At 40.6% G+C, this 20,932-nt stretch carries 20 protein-coding genes and 2 tRNA genes; all 22 read left to right on the top strand.

Annotated elements, in window-relative coordinates; all coding sequences use genetic code 11:
- The first annotated feature begins 25 nt into the window (after window positions 1-25).
- The 22 genes from BUB56_RS04890 (at window position 26) to BUB56_RS04785 (ending at window position 20,849) form a co-directional block, all read left to right on the top strand.
- On the top strand, window positions 26-268 hold the full coding sequence (locus tag BUB56_RS04890) for an RNA-binding S4 domain-containing protein (protein ID WP_110940255.1): 243 nt from the start codon (window positions 26-28) through the stop codon (window positions 266-268).
- 137 nt (window positions 269-405) lie between these two features.
- Window positions 406-1,392 carry a SpoIID/LytB domain-containing protein gene (locus BUB56_RS04885; RefSeq protein ID WP_110940254.1) on the top strand — a complete coding sequence of 329 codons (987 nt, stop codon included), beginning with the start codon at window positions 406-408 and terminating at the stop codon, window positions 1,390-1,392.
- Window positions 1,393-1,493: 101 nt separating this feature from the next.
- Entirely contained in the window at window positions 1,494-1,784 is a 291-nt protein-coding gene (gene yabP, locus BUB56_RS04880) for a sporulation protein YabP (RefSeq protein WP_207650400.1), read from the top strand.
- 73 nt (window positions 1,785-1,857) lie between these two features.
- On the top strand, window positions 1,858-2,367 hold the full coding sequence (gene yabQ / locus BUB56_RS04875; RefSeq protein WP_110940253.1) for a spore cortex biosynthesis protein YabQ: 510 nt from the start codon (window positions 1,858-1,860) through the stop codon (window positions 2,365-2,367).
- A gap of 60 nt (window positions 2,368-2,427) precedes the next feature.
- Complete coding sequence (locus BUB56_RS04870; protein ID WP_190014213.1) at window positions 2,428-2,736, top strand: FtsB family cell division protein; 309 nt, start codon at window positions 2,428-2,430, stop codon at window positions 2,734-2,736.
- A gap of 101 nt (window positions 2,737-2,837) precedes the next feature.
- Complete coding sequence (locus tag BUB56_RS04865) at window positions 2,838-3,266, top strand: S1 domain-containing RNA-binding protein (protein ID WP_110940251.1); 429 nt, start codon at window positions 2,838-2,840, stop codon at window positions 3,264-3,266.
- A gap of 66 nt (window positions 3,267-3,332) precedes the next feature.
- Entirely contained in the window at window positions 3,333-4,253 is a 921-nt protein-coding gene (locus BUB56_RS04860) for a Ppx/GppA phosphatase family protein (protein WP_110940250.1), read from the top strand.
- Window positions 4,254-4,330: 77 nt separating this feature from the next.
- Window positions 4,331-4,407 (top strand) — tRNA-Met (locus BUB56_RS04855).
- A gap of 6 nt (window positions 4,408-4,413) precedes the next feature.
- Window positions 4,414-4,490 (top strand) — tRNA-Asp (locus BUB56_RS04850).
- 141 nt (window positions 4,491-4,631) lie between these two features.
- Entirely contained in the window at window positions 4,632-5,051 is a 420-nt protein-coding gene (locus tag BUB56_RS04845) for a sensor histidine kinase (RefSeq protein ID WP_190014210.1), read from the top strand.
- Between the two features lie 281 nt (window positions 5,052-5,332).
- A complete protein-coding gene (spoIIE, locus tag BUB56_RS04840; RefSeq protein ID WP_110940248.1) occupies window positions 5,333-7,741 on the top strand; it encodes a stage II sporulation protein E in 2,409 nt (802 codons plus the stop codon).
- Between the two features lie 318 nt (window positions 7,742-8,059).
- Complete coding sequence (locus BUB56_RS04835) at window positions 8,060-8,800, top strand: vWA domain-containing protein (RefSeq protein ID WP_110940247.1); 741 nt, start codon at window positions 8,060-8,062, stop codon at window positions 8,798-8,800.
- Between the two features lie 53 nt (window positions 8,801-8,853).
- Entirely contained in the window at window positions 8,854-9,768 is a 915-nt protein-coding gene (locus BUB56_RS04830; protein WP_110940246.1) for a serine/threonine protein kinase, read from the top strand.
- 60 nt (window positions 9,769-9,828) lie between these two features.
- On the top strand, window positions 9,829-11,220 hold the full coding sequence (gene tilS, locus BUB56_RS04825; protein WP_110940245.1) for a tRNA lysidine(34) synthetase TilS: 1,392 nt from the start codon (window positions 9,829-9,831) through the stop codon (window positions 11,218-11,220).
- A 126-nt stretch (window positions 11,221-11,346) separates the two neighbouring features.
- The gene (ftsH, locus tag BUB56_RS04820) at window positions 11,347-13,182 is read left to right on the top strand and encodes an ATP-dependent zinc metalloprotease FtsH (protein ID WP_110940244.1); all 1,836 of its coding nucleotides are present in this window, start codon (window positions 11,347-11,349) and stop codon (window positions 13,180-13,182) included.
- A 775-nt stretch (window positions 13,183-13,957) separates the two neighbouring features.
- A complete protein-coding gene (locus BUB56_RS04815) occupies window positions 13,958-14,356 on the top strand; it encodes a thioesterase family protein (protein ID WP_110940243.1) in 399 nt (132 codons plus the stop codon).
- Window positions 14,357-14,783: 427 nt separating this feature from the next.
- Complete coding sequence (locus BUB56_RS04810) at window positions 14,784-15,626, top strand: fumarate hydratase (protein WP_110940242.1); 843 nt, start codon at window positions 14,784-14,786, stop codon at window positions 15,624-15,626.
- Window positions 15,627-15,680: 54 nt separating this feature from the next.
- A complete protein-coding gene (locus BUB56_RS04805; RefSeq protein WP_110940241.1) occupies window positions 15,681-16,253 on the top strand; it encodes a Fe-S-containing hydro-lyase in 573 nt (190 codons plus the stop codon).
- Window positions 16,254-16,429: 176 nt separating this feature from the next.
- The gene (locus BUB56_RS04800) at window positions 16,430-16,765 is read left to right on the top strand and encodes a DUF3870 domain-containing protein (RefSeq protein WP_110940240.1); all 336 of its coding nucleotides are present in this window, start codon (window positions 16,430-16,432) and stop codon (window positions 16,763-16,765) included.
- A gap of 169 nt (window positions 16,766-16,934) precedes the next feature.
- Complete coding sequence (locus tag BUB56_RS04795; RefSeq protein WP_110940239.1) at window positions 16,935-18,434, top strand: acetyl-CoA hydrolase/transferase family protein; 1,500 nt, start codon at window positions 16,935-16,937, stop codon at window positions 18,432-18,434.
- Window positions 18,435-18,681: 247 nt separating this feature from the next.
- Window positions 18,682-20,358 (top strand): acyl-CoA mutase large subunit family protein, encoded by a 1,677-nt coding sequence (locus tag BUB56_RS04790; protein ID WP_110940238.1) that lies wholly within the window; start codon window positions 18,682-18,684, stop codon window positions 20,356-20,358.
- A gap of 92 nt (window positions 20,359-20,450) precedes the next feature.
- The gene (locus BUB56_RS04785) at window positions 20,451-20,849 is read left to right on the top strand and encodes a cobalamin B12-binding domain-containing protein (protein ID WP_110940237.1); all 399 of its coding nucleotides are present in this window, start codon (window positions 20,451-20,453) and stop codon (window positions 20,847-20,849) included.
- Window positions 20,850-20,932 lie beyond the last annotated feature (83 nt).

Here is a 20,932-nt window from a genome sequence, read left to right as displayed (position 1 = left end):
TTTTTTAAGTTGGAGAGATGAATCCATGAGGATTGATAAATTTTTAAAGAACTCACGTTTGATCAAGAGAAGAACCTTAGCAAAGGAAGCCTGTGATCAGGGGAAAATACTGATCAATGATAAAGTAGCAAAGGCCGGTACGGAAGTAGCCCTGGGAGATATTATCACCTTAGAATTCGGAACGAGGACTACGAAAGTAGAAGTATTAGATCTTTCAGAGCATGTTACAAAGGACAGCTCTAGAGAAATGTATAAAGTGATCGAATAGCATCTGAAGAGGTGCTATTTTTGTTTTCCCGTGAACTGAACGCACTACAAGCGGGTGCATAGATCTAATTGCATAGGGGGCACTTCCGTGAGGAAAGCTATAGCAAATAGAAAGTCGGCTGGAAAGGGGTGGAGTTAGTGCAAGAATGGAAAATTCATGGTGGATTTTTTCTGCTTTTATGCATATGTGTCATGATACTAGTGAACTTTGAGGATTTAAATCAAATAGATATTGAAAATTTGCCCGAAGAAACACATCAACTGCCGCTGCCTAAAATATTTGAGGACCAGCAAGGTGTGGAACCCTCTATTCGTGTATATGTTTTAGAACAGGGAGAAATTATTGAATTGCCCTTTGAAACCTATCTCCAGGGAGTCTTGGGGGGTGAAATGCCTAACAATTGGCCTTTAGAAGCATTGAAAGCCCAAGCAATCATTGCAAGAACCTTCACAATGGATTTTTTGCTGACAAGACAAACTAAATATCCGGGGGCAGATATATCCAGTGATATAACAGAGGCTCAGGCATGGAATGAGGCGGCAATAAATGAAAATATTGTTCGAGCCGTAGAAGAAACAAGGGGGCAGGTAGCGGCTTATGGCAATACCTATGCAAAAACCTGGTATCATGCCCATGGCGGCGGAAAAACTGCCTTTGCCAGGGAAGGCTTTGGCACGAGGGGAGAGGAACCAGAGCACACAAAGGTTGTCGATTCCCAAGATGCTCTTGAAGCTCCGGCGGAATACAGATTGTGGCGTGCTGCTTTTAGCAAAAAAGAGGTAAGAGATGCCTGCAGACAGTTGGGTAAGGATCCTGGTATCATTAAACGAATGGAGATCATTGAGAGAGGGCCTTCGGGAAGAGCTACCATGCTGCAGATAGGAGAAGCTGAGGTAGGTGCAGCAGCACTGCGGATGAAGCTTGGGGGGAAGAAAATGAGATCTACCCTAATCGATCAAATTGAAGTGAAAAGAAGTTCCGTACTGATTCAGGGCAGAGGTTTCGGACACGGAGTAGGCATGTCCCAATGGGGAGCCCTGGGATTGGCCAAAAGAGGATATGTGGCAGAGGAAATTATTCATTATTATTTTAGAAATATCAACCTAGTCAAGCTTTGGCAATGAATATGAACAGACTGGATTTCTAACGTTAAAAAGCTGGCATAAAGACTTGCCTACAGGAATATCTTAGAATAAGAATACTGTTGGCAAAGAGGTGAATGCTGGTGGATGAGAGAAGAGCTGGCAAAAGTAGAGGCCAAAGCATTATACTGGAAAACCGGGAGAAACTGAGTGTTTCCGGTGTAGAACATGTGACGAGCTTCAACGAGAATACGGTCTTATTGGAAACCACTGAGGGTGGACTCATTATAAAGGGGAAAGATTTAGATATCAGCAGGTTAAATTTGGAAGACGGGAATGTGGTCGTTAACGGACACATCTATTCAATGCAGTATACGGAGAAGGAAAGTGGGAGCAATAAAGGAGCAGGCTTTTTAGGCAGAATGTTCAAATAACCGCATGGCGGTTATTTTTTTCCATATATTGAAGACTGTCAGATCAAATTCTGCAGAATTCGGGGTGAAATAGGTGGGGAATCTTGTATTAGAGCAAATATATATCTTTCTTGCAGCGACCTATGGCGGTATGCTCATAGGTTTTATCTATGATCTGTATAGGATTTTTAGGGGTATTTTTAAGCCGGGAAAAATCGCCACAATAATTCAGGATTTCTTCTTTTGGGTTATCATTGCAGGTGTAGCTATGTCGGTACTATTGTTTAGTACTTCAGGACAGCTTCGTTTTTTCAGTTTTTTAGGATTTTCATTGGGAGTGATCCTATATTGCTGGGCATTTAGCAGCATTGTCATAAGAACCATTCGTAAAGTTTTGCGTATAATATATAAGAGTATTGGCAGCATGGTAAAAATAATATGCTATCCTATTAAAATGGTGAGAACAGGTCTTAGAAAAGTCCTAGTTCCAGTAAAAAGAAAATTTGCTTGGATCCCAAAAACATTTCAACGTCTTCGTCAGTTACCGAAAGCGGCCCTTAAAAGAGTAAAAGGAAACATAATGGCAGCGATTAAAAAAAAATAGCAGGAATTCATTTCTCAATATAGAATAATAATGCAACGTCATTTTTTGAGGGATGATATCATGGGTACAAAAGGAAGAAAAAAGCTTTTAAAAGGCAACCGTCTTTTTTATATGATTATCCTTTCTGCGATGTTGTATGTGGTTTGGGTTTTTGGCAATCAGCAAATCAGGCTCCGTGCTTTTCAACAGCAGGAAAAAGAAAAACAGCAGCAGGTGGCAGCGTTGAAGCAGGAAGTGCTGCGGCTGGAGGAAGAGATTAAACAGTCTAATACTCCGGAGTTTGTCGAGAAGGTAGCTCGGGAACAGCTAAAAATGGTGAAGCCGAATGAAATTATTTATATTGATATGGAAAAGGCCAAGCATGAGTAGCTTTTGGGAGATACAGGGATTGTATTGACAGGCCTTAGGTTATCCATTATAATTAGTGATAGCTAGGGTTGTGATTAGATAAAAGGAGGAAGATTAAATTTATGCCCGTTGAAATCGGAAAAGTAATAGAGGGCACTGTGACAGGCATTACGAACTTTGGTGCTTTTATTCAATTACCTGAAGGAAAAACTGGTCTATGTCATATCTCTGAGGTAGCAGATGACTATGTAAAAAATATTCATAATTATTTAAAAGAACAGCAGAAAGTTAAGGTAAAAGTAATATCCGTTGACGGAAATGGAAAAATTAGTCTTTCTATCCGACAAGCACAAGTAAAACCACCAAGTAAAAGCAGTCAGCCAGTGCAGACTGAGTGGCAGAGGAAAAATGTAGACGCAGGACTATCCTTCGAAGACAAATTATCAAAATTTTTCAAGGATAGCGATGAGAAACAGCAGCAATTAAAAAAGCACGGCAAGGACAACAGAAAAGGCAATGGATTTAATACTCGCAAAGAGATTTTAAAATAAATATGATGACGCTAACCGAGACCTTTGTCTCGGTTTTATAATTTCTATTGTAAGGAGGAGCAGCTCATGAAAGCTTATGGGGCTATAGATATCGGGACCAATTCGATTAGACTGTTGGTGGCATACGTAGAGAAAGGAAAGATTACAAGATCCTATAAGGATCTGGAAACTACCCGCATTGGAGAAAATGTGGATAAGAACGGGCTTTTGTCTGAGGCTGCTATGGAAAGGAGCATGCAGACGATTGTCAGATTTGCTGAAAGAATTCGGGAAGAAGGAATACAGGATATTCAGATTATCGCTACCAGTGCTGTTCGTGATGCTGAAAATCGTGAAGATTTTGTACATAGGGTTAAGGCTGCAGCAAATGTGGATATCGATGTGATCAGTGGAGAAAGAGAAGCTTACCTTGGATTTCTTGGTGTATTAAAAGGATCTAAGGATCCTGAAGAAAGAATTCTTGTGATTGATATTGGAGGAGGAAGTACAGAGCTCATCCTTGGCGGCAGCTCTGGAATACAACAGGCCGTCAGTTTAAATTTAGGGGCTGTACGGATGACGGAGAAATATATCACTACAGATCCCATTACCCAAGAAGAAATGGAAAGGCTGATGGCTGGCATTGATCTTGTAGCTGCTGATACTCTTGAAAGCTTGAAGAAATACCCTATTGACCGGGCCATTGGCATCGGAGGCACGGCAACGACTGTAGGGGCCATGGTGAAAAAGCTGGAGGTATATGACCGGGATGAGATTCACAATTTTGATGTAAGCCAACAACAGCTGAAAGAGCTGTGGACAAAAGTTAAAGTCAGTACCCTTGAAGAAAGAACGGGCATGCAGGGACTGCATCCAAAACGGGCAGATGTGATACTGGCAGGTATTACAATCCTAGACAGAATTCTAACGAAGCTGGGGCTGGACAACATAAGGATTAGTGAATATGACAACCTGGAAGGATTGATATTCGAAAAAGCGGGGTGGTAAAAGATATAGCTATGCCAGAAATAGTATATTGACAAGGTATTGTTTCTGCTGTATTATATATTTTGTCACTAAATAATGGCGGCGTAGCTTAGTTGGCTAGAGCGTCCGGTTCATACCCGGAAGGTCGGTGGTTCGAGTCCACTCGCCGCTACCATAATAGGGCCCAGTAGTTCAGTTGGTTAGAATGCCAGCCTGTCACGCTGGAGGTCGAGGGTTCGAGCCCCTTCTGGGTCGCCAAAACAAAAACACAGTCTGTTTAGATGCAGACTGTGTTTTTGTTTTTTAGAAAGGGTGCTCCAGGCGGCAGAAAGGAGACAGCAAATTAAGCTGGCATTCAAAGCGACTAAAGAAAGTCATATAATAGCCATAAATACGGATATGTACGAAAGAATCCTTTTAAATCTTTTGTCCAATGGATTTAAGTTTTCACATGAGAACAGTAAAGTTGCTGTAAAGATCGAAGTTGGAAGAAAGCATGTAAAAATATCTGTTCAGGATCGAGGAATTGGAATCCTACCAGATCAGATAGATGCAATCTTTAATCGGTTTGTGCAGCTGGACAGCTCTTTGTCCAGAAAAAGTGAAGGAACGGGCATTGGATTATCCCTTGTAAAGGCATTGGTGGAAAAAATGGAAGGGATTTTGGAAGTGAAGATCAAAGAAAAGGAAGGAACAGTTTTTACTATACGGTTGCAGACCAAAAAGCTTCCTAAGGAAGAAGAGGCTATGGGACGGATTAAATCCGGCAATGAACTGGCAGAGATCATCAATATTAAGTTTTCAAATATTTATTCATAAGAGAGAAAATATATAAAAATAAGTATATGTGTCATTTCTAAAGATCATTCCTATAATCTTTCAGAAGGTTTTTCATGAATCGGCAAGGAAACAGGTATATTTCTATCCTATTGTCTATTCCTGAAAAAAACTTTGATGGTTTCGTGATAAATTCACTGGATTTTGTAAAAACCTTAAATCCTTTGTCACAAAAAAACTCTATAGAATACAGGTAAGCTGACAAATCTTTTATTCGCCGGTTGTTATAATCTCCATAAGAATAACAATAGGTGGTGTTTTTTATGATCGAAAGATTCCAGATTGTAACAGGCAAAAAGAGTAAAGGCTTGCAAGGAAAAACACTTTTATGGAATGACAGAAGAGTATTTGGCACAGGTCTTAACAAGAATACCATCGTCATTATCCTGTTGGCTCTTTTGTTGGGAAGAGCAAGTATTTTAGATGGACTGGCCCCTTTTGGAATTGCTTTTTATGCTGCGATGATCTCAAGAGAAAAGGGTTACGGATACTTGTCACTATTGATTATGGCCGGGCTTTTATCGGCACAGCATGCAAGTGAATGGGTAAAATATGGCAGTGTTATGGTGTTGTGCTGGGTTATTTTCAGTTATTGCCGTGAGAAAAAACCCCTATCCACTTTGGGAACTGCAAGCATTGCCGGTTTAATCATGTTTGTGGTAGGAGCGACATATATATTTTTTTCCGGCTTCTATGCCTATGATCTGTTTATGATCAGTTTTGAATCTACGGTAGTATTCGTATTTGTATACATTTTGTCCTATGCTTTGCCAATCGTTGTACAACGTACCAATCGGAAGAAATTATCCAATGAGGAACTGATTTGTATAGCCATATCGGCGGCTATTGCTGTTACCGGATTGTCTAATATCGGGATTTGGAATTATGAACTGAAAAATATATTAGGGATTCTGCTCACTTTAATATTTGCCTATCTGGGAGGCGCAAGCATTGGAGCTAGTGTAGGGATCACCATTGGAATTATTACAAGTATGTCTACCATTGGAACACCTACGGTGATTGGTATATACGGTTTTTCAGGGCTTTTAGCAGGGATATTCAAGGATCTTGGCAAATTCGGGTCTGCTGTAGGGATTATATTAGGAAATGCAATTCTTACTTTCTATATTAATGGTTCTACGGAAGTAATCATACAGTTTGAAGAAATATTGGCAGCCATTTTTCTTTTTCTCATGATGCCTAAGGGTGTGATTCAATATATCGAAAGGTTCACAAATGGGGGCGTGGGAGCTGTAGAGTGGGATAGATCCTATAGTGAAAGGATGCGGCAGGTGAATTATGAACGGTTGCAGGAATATGCCAATGCTTTTTCTGAACTGGCCAGTACCTATGATCAAGTGTCTGTAAAAGAAAGAATGATTGATCAGCAGGAGTTAGCCAGTATTGTAGATCAGGTGGTCAATAAGATATGCAGTCAGTGTGGTATGTGCAGGAGTTGTTGGAAGAATGGGTTTTACGATACCTATAACGGGATTGTAGACCTCATCTCTCAGCTCGAGGCTTCGGGAGCTATTACGGTGGATAGGATTCCTCAGAGCCTAAAGAGAAGGTGCATACGGATAGAGATTCTGCTTCAGGCTGTCAGGGATATTTTTGAGCTATATAAGATTCATTATAAATGGGAACGGAAGCTATTTGAAAACAGACAGCTGCTAGCGGAGCAGTTTAGAGGAGTATCTGAGATTTTCCACGAACTGATCACTGAGATCAGCGAGGATATAGCCTTTCGTACAGAAATAGAGGATGCCATCTATATAGCCTTTGATAAGGCCGGACTTGATATTGACAGGGTAACCGTTATGGAACGGAGCAGCGGCAAATTTGAAATCGATATTGAACGAAGGGCCTGCTATGACAGAAAACAGTGTGATGACAAAATTGCTCCCTTGGTATCCAGGGTGATTGGAAGAGAAGTGATACGGCAAAATCAACGATGTACTAGCTTAAAGGACAGCAACCGATGTCTTTTTAAACTGGTAGAGGCAGAGAAATATAAAGTAGCTACCGGTGTATCTCGTGTGTCTAAAGACAATCGATATATCTGCGGAGATAACTATTCCTTTACCCATCTCAAAGACGGCATGTATATGGTGGCCCTCAGCGATGGCATGGGTTCGGGAGAAAAAGCAGCAAAGGAAAGCTTGACCACTATCACATTGCTTGAACAGTTGCTGGAGGCAGGCTTTAACCGAGAGCTGGCTATACGCACCATTAACTCCATATTAGTATCCAAATCCTCGGAAGAAATATTCTCTACCATTGATTTATCTATGATTGATCTTTACAGTGGGAAATTAGAGTTTATCAAAATTGGGGCAGCACCCAGCTTTATTAAAAGAACGAACGGGGAGGTAGAGATCATAAAATCTACTTCACTTCCCGTGGGAATCCTAAACAATGTAGATATTGAAAGCTTCGGCAAAAGATTAAATAACGGAGATCTCATTGTGATGCTTTCCGACGGAGTATTGGATGCGGATAAGCATATGGATGAAAAAGAAAACTGGATACTAGCCGCCCTTCGAAGTCTCGACAGCAAGAATCCCCAGTTTATTTCCGATGCGCTTTTAGATCTGGCTATCAGCAAATACGGCAACCGGGTAGAAGATGATATGACTGTATTGGTGTCAAAAATATGGGAATCAAAATAGGGCTTTTAAACGTCCTTGAGCCTGATGACAAACCCCTCCTAATATCCTCTCGACTCCGTGACAAGGCCACTTTTTCTGAAATAGATCATTGAAAAAAGTGACCTCGTTAAAGTCTCTGTTCGGAAGCTTAGGAGGGGTTTATTGAGCAACATTACTTTGTCAACACCCTGTAGGGCCTTTTAAAGGGCCTTGTTTTTATTTGGTATTTTTCCCCGGATACAAACATATATTGTATAGAACAAACAAGGACAGGCCTAAGAGTATAGAATTGGGAGAACTAGACAATAATCAGGATAAAAGTGTACAGGGGGGATACCTATGAAAAAACCGGAGATTAAACAAATCATTGTGGTGACCGATGGAAAATCAAATATAGGCGGAAGTCCGTCAGAGGCTGCTATGCAAGCTGCAAGAGCAGGAATTACGGTCAATGCCATCGGAATTATGGCATCCAGGGAAATGGACGATGAATTTCTCCAAGAGGTGGAAGAAATTGCCCAAGCAGGAAAGGGCATATCAGAGACTGCCATGATTCAAGACTTAGGACATACGATGCATATGGTAACACAGAAGAGCATGAATAAAACCATTGAGACCATTGTAGGAAAGCAATTGAAAGAGATATTGGGAAATGAACTGGAAGAGATTCCTCCGCGATCTAGAAATAAGATCATAGAGTACATGGATCAGCTGGGAGAAACCATAGGACTGAAATGTTGCATTGTGATGGATTGCAGCGGCAGTATGGGTCCCAAAATTGGAACTGCACGGCAAAGCATTATTGAGCTGATGAATTCCCTAAAGGGAAGAGGGGGAAAAAGTGAAATTGCTGTGATTGCCTATCCAGGAGAAAACGGGGATTATTGCAGGGTAGTTCAATCTTTTACAGAGGACTTAGATCAAATCAAGAGAAGTGTTCTTACCTTAAAGACTGGGGGAACAACACCTACAGCTCCTGCTATTAAAGAAGCATTGGAACTGATACAAGGAGAGCATATACAAAAATCCCTGGGAAATGACTGGAGTCAGACACCCCTATTGAAGGAGAGTATGGTATGAAAACGGCTGAATAAGCCGTTTTGTTCTGGGATGAATATATTGGGGGAAGCAATATGGGAAAATGTGATTTGGGGCTTGGGAATATCATTGTGGGAAAGTGGAACCAAAGGCATTATAAAATACTATCAAAGTTGGGAGAAGGAGGGATTGGAGCAGTATATCGGGTTGTAGATTTGGATTCTGGCACTGTCTGTGCACTAAAAATCAGCAATGATATGCAAAGTATCACAAAGGAATATGAAAAGCTTCGTGATTTTCAACAATTGGATGCAATCCCTGCTGTTGGAGAACTGGACGATTGGGTGCAGAATGAGGAAAAAATGCATTTTTTCTCAATGGAGTACATACAAGGTTGTGATTTGAAAAAGTATATAAGGAGTAGAAAGATTTCTATACAAACAGCCATAGGAATTATCCTAATCATCGGAGGCATCTTCAGTAAGTTTCACCAGCGGGGATATGTGTTTGGCGACTTAAAACTTGAAAATCTGATGCTTGACGAGGTCAAAGGCTCCATACGAATCATTGATTTGGGGGGTGTAACAGCTATGGGTAAGGGCATTAAGGAGTTCACGCCTCTTTATGATCGGGCCAGTTGGAACATGGGCCTTCGAAGGGCGGATGAGGCTTATGATCTTTTCAGTTTAAATATGCTCTTTGCTTTTTTATTGTTAGGAGAAAAAATGCCAAACATAAGCCATGGAATAGAAAGGGTCAGAGATGGTCTGGTACAAGCAGGGTTGCCTTCTCCGTTTTTACGGCTGATGGAAAAAGTTTTATACCAAAAGAAGGTATCAATGAATCACTATTTAAAGCAGTTGAGAAAGCTCTATAACCAAAAACTGGCCTTCGATCATAGGTATAGGATCTCCATAAAAGATTTAAGGATCAATCTTGTTTTTGGAGGCAGTATTTTTCTATTTCTATTGATTATATGGTTTTCTTTTGGAAAATTATCATTAGGTTAGAGGTTTTTTCCTAATCTAAATAGAAATAAATAGCAAGAACAAAAAAGCAGGAGTAGGGATATGTTGAAAAAGTTTTTGGAAACGATTGAGAAAAACCAACTGGTTGAAAAAAAACAGGGTGTTGTATTAGGTATATCCGGGGGTCCAGATTCCGTAACAATGCTTCATTTGTTTTGGAGGATTCGCGAGGATTATCAATTACGGCTGTATGCTGTGCATTTAAACCATCAGTTTCGCGGTGAAGCGGCGGATCAAGATGCCGTCTATGTGGAGGAGCTCTGCCGCCGGTTCGGGATTCCTTGCTATTGCTTCCGTGAGGATATACAAGCTTACAGCAAAGAGAAGGGGATCAGCTTCGAAGAGGGCGGAAGAGAACGGAGGTATCAGCTGTTTGAAAAAGTACTTACTACGAACCAAGCTCAGCGTATAGCGGTAGCTCAAAATCTGGATGATCAGGCAGAAACCGTTCTAATGCGCTTAATGCGGGGGGCAGGGATAGAAGGCCTCGGTGCAATGGATTATAAGAGAGGAGAACATATTATCCGGCCTCTATTAAATATCAGTCGCAAGGAAATAGAAGATTATTGCCAAAAATATCAATTGCAGCCAAGAATCGATCAAACGAATTTCCAATCGATCTATACGAGAAATCGAATTCGGTTAGAATTAATCCCCTATATTGAAAAGTACTTCAATCCGGGAATCAAGGAAACCCTATCCCGAACTGCAAAACTAATGCGAGAGGATACGGACTTTATTTTATCAGCGAGTAAAGGTCTTTACAAACAGATCGCTTTGAAAGCAGGGGATGAAATACATATTCTTACAGGACCGCTGCAGGATAATCATCCGGCCTTGCAGAAGCGGGTGCTAAGAGAAGCGATACTACAATTGGATGGAACCATCAAAAACATAGGTGCCGTACATGTGGAACAATTGATAGAGCTTATGGATCAGGGCAAGTCAGGCAGCACTTTGGATTTGCCTAATGAAATAAACGTATTAAGGGATTATGGGAAGCTTTGCTTTCGAAGAAAAAAAAATCATAAAAATAAGGATTTATTTGAGTATCCTCTGAAAATTGGAGAAAATATTGAAATAGAGAAGTTAAATATGGTTTTTTTAGCGGAGGAATTGCCCCGTGGATTTAAAGACTCTCTGAAGGGAGGGTCTATGGTTCAGTACTTTGATTTGGACAAGGTCCATGGGGATATGATTGTTAGGAATAGAAAAGAGGGGGACAAATTTGCACCTCTTGGAATTAGGGGGACAAAAAAGCTGAAGGAATTCATGATAGATGAAAAAGTCTCGAGAGAAAAGAGGGATCAGATTCCTTTGATTTGTGACCAAGGAGGAATCATGTGGGTAGTTGGTTATCGTATGAGTGAGCGGTACAAAGTAGATAAGGACACAAAACGGGTTCTAAGAATCAGCTGCTGTCCCAAATATTGATGTTTTTGATTGAAATTTAGCTGTCAGCACCTGTACTTTTAATTTATTGTTTTCCTTAAAAAAATATGATAGAATAAAAAGACGCCAGGTATAAGCCAATTTTTGTCACTGAAAGGAGGGCTTTTGTTGAAGAAATTCTTTAGGGGAGCTAGCTTCTATATACTAATATTTATCATTATTGTAGCCATCGTACAATTCTATGGGAAACCTACTCAAGACAAGGTAACCCTTGGCTTTTCAGAATTTATACAAGAGCTGCAGAAAGAAAATGTAAGAGAAATCTATGTTGTGGAAAATACGATTCGAGGCAGGCTCAGAACTAGCGAGCAAACCTTTGAAACATATATACCTCCTATGGTCATTTCTCCGTTGTTGATGGAAAAATATATTTATCCACAAATGGAAAAGGGTGCTTTGAAGCTTGATGGAGAACCTCCAGCGAAGACACCCTGGTTTTTTGATATATTGCCTTCAATATTTATGATTTTGATTTTCGTAGTATTCTGGTTTGTATTTATGCAGCAGTCTCAGGGCGGAGGCAGCCGTGTGATGTCCTTTGGAAAGAGCAGGGCGAAGCTGCATAAGGAAGATGAGAGAAAGCGTGTTACCTTTGAAGATGTAGCCGGTTTGGATGAAGAGAAGGAAGAACTACAGGAAATTGTAGATTTCTTAAAAAACCCAAGAAAATACATCGAACTGGGAGCAAGAATTCCAAAAGGAATCTTAATGGTAGGACCTCCTGGAACCGGAAAAACCTATCTTACAAGGGCTGTTGCCGGAGAAGCTGGAGTTCCATTCTTCAGTATCAGTGGTTCTGACTTTGTAGAGATGTTTGTAGGGGTAGGAGCTTCCCGCGTAAGGGATCTTTTTGAGCAGGCAAAGAAAAGCTCACCTTGTATCATATTTATCGATGAGATTGATGCAGTGGGAAGAAAACGGGGTGCCGGTCTTGGCGGAGGTCACGATGAGCGCGAACAGACCTTAAATCAACTGTTGGTAGAGATGGATGGATTTGGTGTCAATGAAGGAATTATTATCATTGCTGCCACCAACAGACCTGACATTCTGGACCCAGCTCTTCTGAGACCGGGCCGATTTGATCGACAGGTAGTGGTAGGCGTGCCCGATGTCAAAGGACGTGAGGCAATCCTAAAGGTTCATGCTAGAAATAAACCACTGGCAGAAGATGTGGATCTTCAAGTGTTAGCACGAAGAACACCGGGCTTTACACCAGCAGATATCGAAAATCTAATGAATGAAGCTGCACTGCTTTCTGCGAGACACAATAGCAAGAAGATTGATATGCATACTATCGAGGAAGCCATTACAAAAGTGATTGCAGGACCAGCGAAGCGAAGTCGAGTGATCAGTGAAAAGGATAAAAAGCTCACAGCTTACCATGAAGCCGGCCATGCGGTAGTAGCAAGAATGCTGCCGAATACAGATCCTGTGCATCAGGTAACAATTATCCCACGGGGAAGAGCTGGCGGTTTTACCATGATCTTGCCTAAGGAAGACAAGTACTATGCTACAAAGACAGAAATGGAAGAGCAAATTGTACACCTGCTGGGCGGAAGAGTTGCGGAAAAACTTGTTCTGGATGATATCAGTACAGGTGCAAGCAATGATTTAGAGCGTGCAACAAATATCGCCAGAGCCATGGTGACTAAATATGGTATGAGCGAAAACATCGGACCGATTAACTATAGCTCTGAGGATGAAGTATTCTTAGGCAGAGATTTCTCTACAAAGAGAAATTATTCTGAAGAAATCGCGTCGGCCATTGACAAGGAAGTAAGGGTTATCATTGAAAAGGCCTATGCAACAACAGAAAATATTCTGAAAGAAAATATTGATAAGCTTCATTTAGTGGCCAATACCTTATTAGAAGTAGAAACTCTTGATGCAGAGGACTTTGAAAAGTTATTTGGCAATGATGAGGATGGTCAAAAGGAAGAATAGAATTTTAAGAAAGTGGTACAAAATTGTACCACTTTTTTCGAATCTGTAATAAAATTATCGGTAGTACATATCGCTGTGACTCCGGGTGTAAAAGGATCTATTGCCGCAAAAATCTATTTTAAAATGTTAAGGTGAATAAATGAAATATAAGCCCGTACTACTCATGTAAAAAGTGAGGGTTTTATTAATCTGGATACATGAACTAGGGCAGAAAGTATTAGATAGGGTTGGGCAGTAAAAAATATGAACAGGCACAATTGTAGATAAATGCGTCATAGTACGGTTCTATATGGTTGTCATCCTGAGTGAAACGAAGGATCTTTAAAACAGAAACCAAAGATCCTTCACTGCGTTCAGGATGACATCTCTATGATAGTGAGGGATGTAGGGGCGCACAGTGTGCGCCCGTCCAAATATGTATTGGAATTAGGTTGTAGGGGTGGAGGACCCTGTCCACCCGGGCAGCAAGATTCCTGCAACCCGCTTTATGATTTGTCATCCTGAACGGAGTGAAGGATCTGACCTTTAAAATTCTAGACCCGTTCGCTCCCCTCAGGGTGACAGCTTTATGAGGATGATAAAGTAGGGTTGGGTCTCCGTGACCAACCTGGTTGAAAACCCAATGGCGGGCATGGAAACCCGCCACTACGCATGAATGACATATTTCAATGGTAGGGAACCACGCCCCCGGGGTTCCGCCTTACGTCGTATTCTTCCTATGTCGTGCAGCAAAAGCATCCTATTAAAAATGAATATATGATTGGAGGAGATGAATTTGGAGTTCAATTTAAAAGTAGGTATGAAAGCCATGGTGGAGCACCTGGTCGGGGAGAAAGATACAGCGGCAAGCTTTGGCAGCGGGATGGTTCTCGTATATGCAACCCCTATGATGATCGGTCTGATGGAAAATGCATCTTTAAAGGCGGTAGATCCTTATTTGCCCGAAGGGTTTGCAACAGTAGGAACCCACCTGGATGTAAGGCATTTAGCGGCTACACCTGTGGGCATGCAGGTAAGAGCAGAAGCTGAACTAATAGAAGTAGAGGGGAAAAGGCTGAAATTTAAAATTGAAGCTTTTGATGAAAAGGATAAAATTGGAGAAGGCTATCATAGCCGGTATATTATTCAGGTGGATAAATTTATACAAGCAGCAGATGCCAAGGGGAAAAAGTAAATTGTCGTCAAAAAATGTGGAACAAGATAGAAACTTGCCTAAATTTCCCGGGAAATATCACAAGATGCATTGCGGTGGGAAAAAGATTTGAAAGCAGTATATTATTTAGAGGACAGTTCATGTGTTGTCCTGAAAAGAGGCAGACAGACGGAGCGGCTCCATAGGCAGCAACTTAATCTAAATACTCCCGGATAAACCTTTAAATCGTGGAAGTTCTGGGTACTAACAAAGAATCTTGTTACAGATATAAGATAGATTACTTATGGCGGTTAGGATATAATTGCCCAGGTCAAAGCTCCTACGACTTTGCTTTACTTTGCTGAGGATGGAAAATTACAGGTTAGGCTGACGCCTATGGATCTGTTTCTTTAAAACATATGAGATATTAGACCAAATATTGATTCGTGCAGGGTGAGGTGAAAATTTCATGCGATTGATGGATGTAAAAGTAATCATCGATGCAGTGGAAAAAATGTGTATTCAGGCGAATATTCAATTGGGAATGGACGTAGTCAAAGCACTGAAGGAGAGTATAGAAAAAGAGAATTCACCTATCGGAAGGGAAATAATGGAAAAGCTACTGCGAAATGCTGAAATTGCTGTAGAACAGGACATGCCTATTTGCCAGGACACGGGTATGGCAGTTTTCTTTATAGAAGTAGGGCAAGAAATTCAGTTTACAGGAGGGAATTTGACAGAGGCCATTAATGAGGGTGTCAGGAGAGGTTATCGAGAGGGTTATCTTAGAAAATCTGTTGTGTTAGATCCCTTACAGCGAAAAAATAGCGGTGATAACACGCCTGCGATCATTCATTATGATATTGTTCCTGGAAACCAGATAAAGATAATCTTTGCACCAAAGGGATTTGGAAGTGAAAATATGAGCGCGATTAAAATGTTGAATCCTTCCGATGGAGAAAAAGGTGTGCTGGCTTTTGTAGAAGAAACAGTATTCAAGGCTGGACCCAATCCTTGTCCTCCCATTGTTGTGGGTGTGGGAATCGGAGGAACGATGGAAAAGGCTGCGTTGCTGGCGAAGAGAGCATTAACAAGAGAAATCGGCAGCAGCAATGAGAACGAATACTATCAGGCTTTAGAGAAAAAGCTTCTCCAGAAAGTGAATAATCTTGGAATTGGTCCCCAGGGATTAGGGGGAAATACTACTGCGCTGGCGGTTCATGTAGAGGCTTTCCCAACCCATATCGCGGGCTTGCCTGTGGCAGTCAACATTAACTGTCATGCAGCCCGACATGTTGAAGTAACACTTTAAGACCTAGGATATACCTTTCTTTAAACGAAGGCTTCAGAAAGGAGTTTTGTATGAATGGCTACTAGAAAAATACATACCCCGCTAACGGAAGAGGAAGTAAGAAAGTTAAAAGCTGGAGATACGGTTTATTTGTCAGGGACAATTTATACAGGAAGAGACGCTGCCCACCAACGAATTATTGCAGCTTTAGATAGGGGAGAACCCTTGCCTTTTGAAATAAGGAATTCTGTCATCTACTATGTAGGTCCTTCACCGGCAAAGCCTGGGCAAGTAATTGGATCTGCGGGACCTACCACCAGCGGAAGAATGGATGATCTGACTGTGCCGCTGCTGGAGAGAGGATTGAGAGGAATGATCGGAAAAGGTACAAGAAGTCAGAAGGTAGTGGAAGCGATGAAGAAACATTGTTCTGTATACTTTGCTGCCATAGGGGGAGCAGGGGCTTTAATTGCTAATGCGATCACAAAGGCGGAAGGAGTAGCTTATGAGGATTTGGGACCAGAAGCTGTAACCATGCTGGAGGTAGAAGATTTTCCAATGATCGTGGTAATTGACTGTGAAGGAACAAATTTATATGAAACCGAGAGAAAAAAATATGCAAAAATGGATGGAGATCTATTAGAATAATACTATACAAATTATTTATTAAGTGATACAATAATCTCACAAATAGAGTAACGGAGTTGCATAAACAATAAAAAAGCTGCATATAAAAAATATGTTAAAAATTTATTAATTTTTTTAAGAATAAAGAAGGAAATTGACTTAATAGGTCGAATAATATATACATAAGAGGTGTAGCTATGGCATCAAGAAAAATATTTATCAGTGGGTATGCCAAATTGCCAAAGGGAATTACTGCTACAGAGTTGTATAGCGTCATAGCTGTAGGGCTTTTGGTCAATCGTTCTACCGGAGAGATCCTCGAGGGAGACTGTTCCCTAGTGACGAATACGGCAAAGAACTTTTTCAGGAATATTGTTATCGGGGAAAACCTTAACAATGTAGAAGCGATTGAGAAAATATTTAACGAAAGCTATTACGGTTCAGCTAGGAAAGCTATCATATCTGCATTAAAAACCTGCCATGAGAAGTACAAGCAAGCTATAGAAGGTGTAGAAACCGAAGAAATCGAATAAGTGAGCCCTATTATCTATGATGGTAAAAAAACCTTTTACCACCTCCAGTAGGTAAATTACGGCTAGATATACTATCAACCTATTTATTAATAGGCCAATAGTATATCTAGCCGTTTTTATTTGCATAATAAAAAATGATAATAAACATTGATTAAAGGAGGATATTACCATGATCGACAACAGAATCAGGAGAGAAGATCTAAAGGGTAAAATTGTATCTGCAGAAGAAGCGGCATTATTGATTAAAGACGGAATGACAGTTGCTGCCAGCGGATTTACACCATCCGGCTATCCTAAGGCAGTACCATTAGCTTTAGCAAAAAGAGCAGAAGCGGGAGAACAAATTGGCATCACACTTTTAACAGGTGCTTCTGTAGGGGATGAGTTAGACGGTGCTCTTTCTAGAGCTGGTGTAATCAAAAGAAGATTCCCTTATCAGACACACAACGATACTAGAAATGGCATCAACAACGGTTCAATTATGTATCAGGATATGCACTTAAGCCATTTGCCGCAGTATATGAGCTATGGTTTCTTTGGAAACATTGATGTAGCTGTTGTAGAAGCTCTTGCAATTACTGAAGAAGGCGGAATTATTCCAACGACATCTGTAGGTATTTCCCCAACTGCTGTAAAGTTGGCAGATAAGGTGATTGTTGAAATTAACACCAGTCAGCCAATGGCATTAGAAGGAATCCACGACATTTATATTCCTGAAAATCCTCCTTACAGAAAGCCTATTCCAATTGAAAAGTCGGGAGATAGAATTGGAACTACATATATACCATGTGATCCTTCAAAAATTGCAGCGATCGTTGTAACTGATATTACAGATAAGGTAAGACCATTAGGGCCTATCGACGAAGACTCTGAGGCAATTTCTAACCATATTATAGAGTTCCTTGATTTCGAGGTAAAAAAGGGAAGACTGCCTAAAAACCTTCTGCCGCTGCAGTCTGGCGTAGGTTCTGTAGCAAATGCAGTTTTAGGCGGATTGGTAAAGGCTCCTTTTACAGATTTAACCTGCTATACAGAGGTTATCCAGGACTCTATGCTGGATCTAATTGATGCAGGAAAGGTAACCATTGCATCCGGTACTTCCATTACGCCATCTACTGAAGGTTTAGTAAGACTGCACAAGGATATTGAAAAATATGCAAAATATATTATTCTTAGACCACAGGAAATCAGTAACAACCCAGAAGTAGCCAGAAGACTTGGTGTTCTTTCTATGAATACTGCTATCGAGATCGATCTGTACGGACATGTAAATTCTACCAATATCATGGGATCTCGCATGATGAATGGTCTAGGCGGCTCTGCAGACTATACTAGAAATGCATATATTTCTTTCTATACTACTGTATCCACTGCGAAGAATGGAGATATCTCATCTATTGTGCCAATGGTATCCCATGTAGACCATACGGAGCATGATGTAATGGTAGTAGTTACTGAAAGAGGATTGGCAGACTTAAGAGGAACTGCACCGGTTGAAAGAGCAAGAATGATTATCGACAAGTGTGCACATCCTGATTATCAGCCAATGCTAAATGACTATTTTGAAAGGGCATTGAAGACAAAGACAAGGCATGAGCCACACCTAATTGGAGAAGCGTTGTCCTGGCATCAAAGATTCCTTGATACAGGTTCTATGAAATTAAAATAGTCTGAAAATTGCAAGATACACAGTTTTACTTGAAAATTGAAGGAATTTAACCATCATTAATAGAATTGAAAATATGCAGTTAACGGGGGGATTTTGATTCCCCCGAAGTTATGCAGAGAAAACTTCATCTATGTACTATTTTCAGAAAAAAAGGGAAACATAAACTAAGTTCAAACTCCCTTACAACGACAGTGCAAGCAGTAAATTAAAATATAATAAAGGTAGATTTATTTAAGGAGGAAAAAGAATGTTTGACAAAGAGAAACTAGGCCAAATCAAAGAAAGTGCTGAAGCATTTCAAGCAAAACATCAAAAATCAATTGAGAAGAGACCAGAAAGAAAACAAACTTTTGAAACAGGTTCCGGTGCAGAAGTAAACGTACTTTACACACCAGCGGACATTCCTGAGTTTGACTATATGGAAGATCTAGGCATGCCTGGAAGCTATCCTTATACAAGAGGGGTTCAAACCAACATGTATAGAGGTAGATTCTGGACAATGAGAATGTATGCAGGATTTGCAACTGCAGAAGAGTCCAACAAGAGATACAAATACCTAATCGAGCAAGGATCTATGGGTCTTTCTGTAGCCTTCGACTTACCAACACAAATCGGATACGATTCAGATCATGCATTAGCTGAAGGTGAAGTTGGAAAAGTAGGGGTTGCAATTGACTCTCTGGCAGATATGGAAATCTTATTTGATGGTATTCCACTAGACAAGGTATCCACATCTATGACCATCAACGCACCTGCTTCTGTACTGCTGGCAATGTATATTGCAGTAGCTGAAAAACAAGGCGTTTCTTCTGATCAATTAAGAGGAACGATTCAAAATGATATCTTAAAAGAGTACATCGCTCGTGGAACTTATATCTTCCCAACGGAACCGTCCATGAGATTAATCACGAATATCTTCGAGTATTGTTCAAAGCATGTACCGCAATGGAATACAATCAGTATTTCAGGCTACCACATCAGAGAAGCCGGTTCTACTGCGGCACAAGAAGTTGGTTTCACATTGGCAGACGGTATTGCTTATGTTGATGCTGCTATTAAAGCGGGCCTCGATGTAGACGTATTCGCTCCTAGACTTTCCTTCTTCTTCAACGCACACAATGACATTTTAGAAGAAGTTGCTAAGTACAGAGCAGCAAGAAGATTGTGGGCAAGAATCATGAAAGAAAGATTTGGTGCGAAGGATCCTAAGTCTATGGCATTAAAATTCCATACACAAACAGGTGGATCTACACTTACAGCGCAACAGCCTGAAAACAATATTGTTCGTGTGGCCATTCAAACATTAGCAGCTGTTCTTGGTGGAACTCAGTCTCTACACACAAACTCTAAGGATGAGGCCCTTGCATTGCCAACGGAAGATTCCGTGCGTGTTGCATTAAGAACACAACAAATCGTTGCATATGAGAGTGGTGCAGCAGATACAGTAGATCCATTAGCAGGTTCCTACTATATCGAAGCAAAAACAAATCAAATTGAAAAAGAAGCTATGGAATACATCAAGAAAATTGATGAAATCGGTGGAGCTCCAAAGGCAATCGATGCTGGATATATCCAACAAGAAATTATGGATGCAGCTTACAACTACCAAAAAGATATCGAAGCTGGAAAGAGAATCATTGTTGGTATGAACAAATTCCAAATCAAAGAAGAAGCGCCTAAGGGCTTATTAAAGGTGGATCCATCTGTTGGCGAATTACAAAAGAACAAGCTGGCTGAATTAAGAGCGAAGAGAGACAATGCTTTAGTACAATCTAAACTAGAAGCTTTAAAAGCAGCTTGCTCAACAGACGCAAACTTAATGCCATTTATTCTGGATGCAGTAAGAGCGTACGCTACTCTTGGAGAAATCTGCGGTGTAATGAGAGAAGTATTTGGTGAGTATCAACAATCCGTTCAGCTGTAAAATAGAGGATTTAGACCTTAGAAATTGTTTAGGAATAGATCTGACACAAATCTAAAAATTGAAAACCGATTGTATATAAGGAGGAAATATTCATGGATAGACCGATTAGAGTATTAGTTGCAAAACCTGGCCTGGATGGTCATGATAGAGGAGCGAAGGTAATTGCAAGAGCTCTTCGTGATGCTGGTATGGAAGTAATCTATACAGGCTTAAGACAAACGCCTGAGCAAATTGTAAACGCTACAATTCAAGAGGACGTAGATGTAGTAGCAATGAGCATCCTTTCCGGAGCACATAATACATTGCTTCCCAAAGTGGTAGAGCTGCTAAAGGCTGAAAAAGCAGACGATGTATTAGTGATTGGCGGAGGTGTTATTCCAGATGATGATATTCCTTTCCTAAAGGAAAAGGGAATCGCTGAAATATTTACGCCAGGAACTCCAACATCTGTAACAATCGACTTCATCAGAGCAAACATCAAGAGAAAATAATAAAAAAAGACCAAGAGCGACAGGCTGCAGTACAAATCTCTGAAGCTTGTCGCCAAGGTTTCTTGTTCGTATAGGTGGTGTAG

Source organism: Geosporobacter subterraneus DSM 17957 (genome assembly GCF_900142145.1).
Lineage (GTDB): Bacteria > Bacillota > Clostridia > Peptostreptococcales > Thermotaleaceae > Geosporobacter > Geosporobacter subterraneus.
This window is presented reverse-complemented; position numbering and strand designations above follow the sequence as displayed.

What these genes read in the sequence shown, in the direction of transcription:
- tilS (WP_110940245.1), top strand. Translation starts at nt 9,829, where the DNA reads ATGTTGAAAAAGTTTTTGGAAACGATTGAGAAAAACCAACTGGTTGAA.
- BUB56_RS04865 (WP_110940251.1), top strand. Translation starts at nt 2,838, where the DNA reads ATGCCCGTTGAAATCGGAAAAGTAATAGAGGGCACTGTGACAGGCATT.
- BUB56_RS04795 (WP_110940239.1), top strand. Translation starts at nt 16,935, where the DNA reads ATGATCGACAACAGAATCAGGAGAGAAGATCTAAAGGGTAAAATTGTA.
- BUB56_RS04800 (WP_110940240.1), top strand. Translation starts at nt 16,430, where the DNA reads ATGGCATCAAGAAAAATATTTATCAGTGGGTATGCCAAATTGCCAAAG.
- BUB56_RS04835 (WP_110940247.1), top strand. Translation starts at nt 8,060, where the DNA reads ATGAAAAAACCGGAGATTAAACAAATCATTGTGGTGACCGATGGAAAA.
- BUB56_RS04810 (WP_110940242.1), top strand. Translation starts at nt 14,784, where the DNA reads ATGCGATTGATGGATGTAAAAGTAATCATCGATGCAGTGGAAAAAATG.
- BUB56_RS04785 (WP_110940237.1), top strand. Translation starts at nt 20,451, where the DNA reads ATGGATAGACCGATTAGAGTATTAGTTGCAAAACCTGGCCTGGATGGT.
- BUB56_RS04845 (WP_190014210.1), top strand. Translation starts at nt 4,632, where the DNA reads ATGTACGAAAGAATCCTTTTAAATCTTTTGTCCAATGGATTTAAGTTT.
- BUB56_RS04790 (WP_110940238.1), top strand. Translation starts at nt 18,682, where the DNA reads ATGTTTGACAAAGAGAAACTAGGCCAAATCAAAGAAAGTGCTGAAGCA.
- BUB56_RS04870 (WP_190014213.1), top strand. Translation starts at nt 2,428, where the DNA reads ATGGGTACAAAAGGAAGAAAAAAGCTTTTAAAAGGCAACCGTCTTTTT.
- BUB56_RS04805 (WP_110940241.1), top strand. Translation starts at nt 15,681, where the DNA reads ATGGCTACTAGAAAAATACATACCCCGCTAACGGAAGAGGAAGTAAGA.
- BUB56_RS04830 (WP_110940246.1), top strand. Translation starts at nt 8,854, where the DNA reads ATGGGAAAATGTGATTTGGGGCTTGGGAATATCATTGTGGGAAAGTGG.
- spoIIE (WP_110940248.1), top strand. Translation starts at nt 5,333, where the DNA reads ATGATCGAAAGATTCCAGATTGTAACAGGCAAAAAGAGTAAAGGCTTG.
- BUB56_RS04890 (WP_110940255.1), top strand. Translation starts at nt 26, where the DNA reads ATGAGGATTGATAAATTTTTAAAGAACTCACGTTTGATCAAGAGAAGA.
- BUB56_RS04860 (WP_110940250.1), top strand. Translation starts at nt 3,333, where the DNA reads ATGAAAGCTTATGGGGCTATAGATATCGGGACCAATTCGATTAGACTG.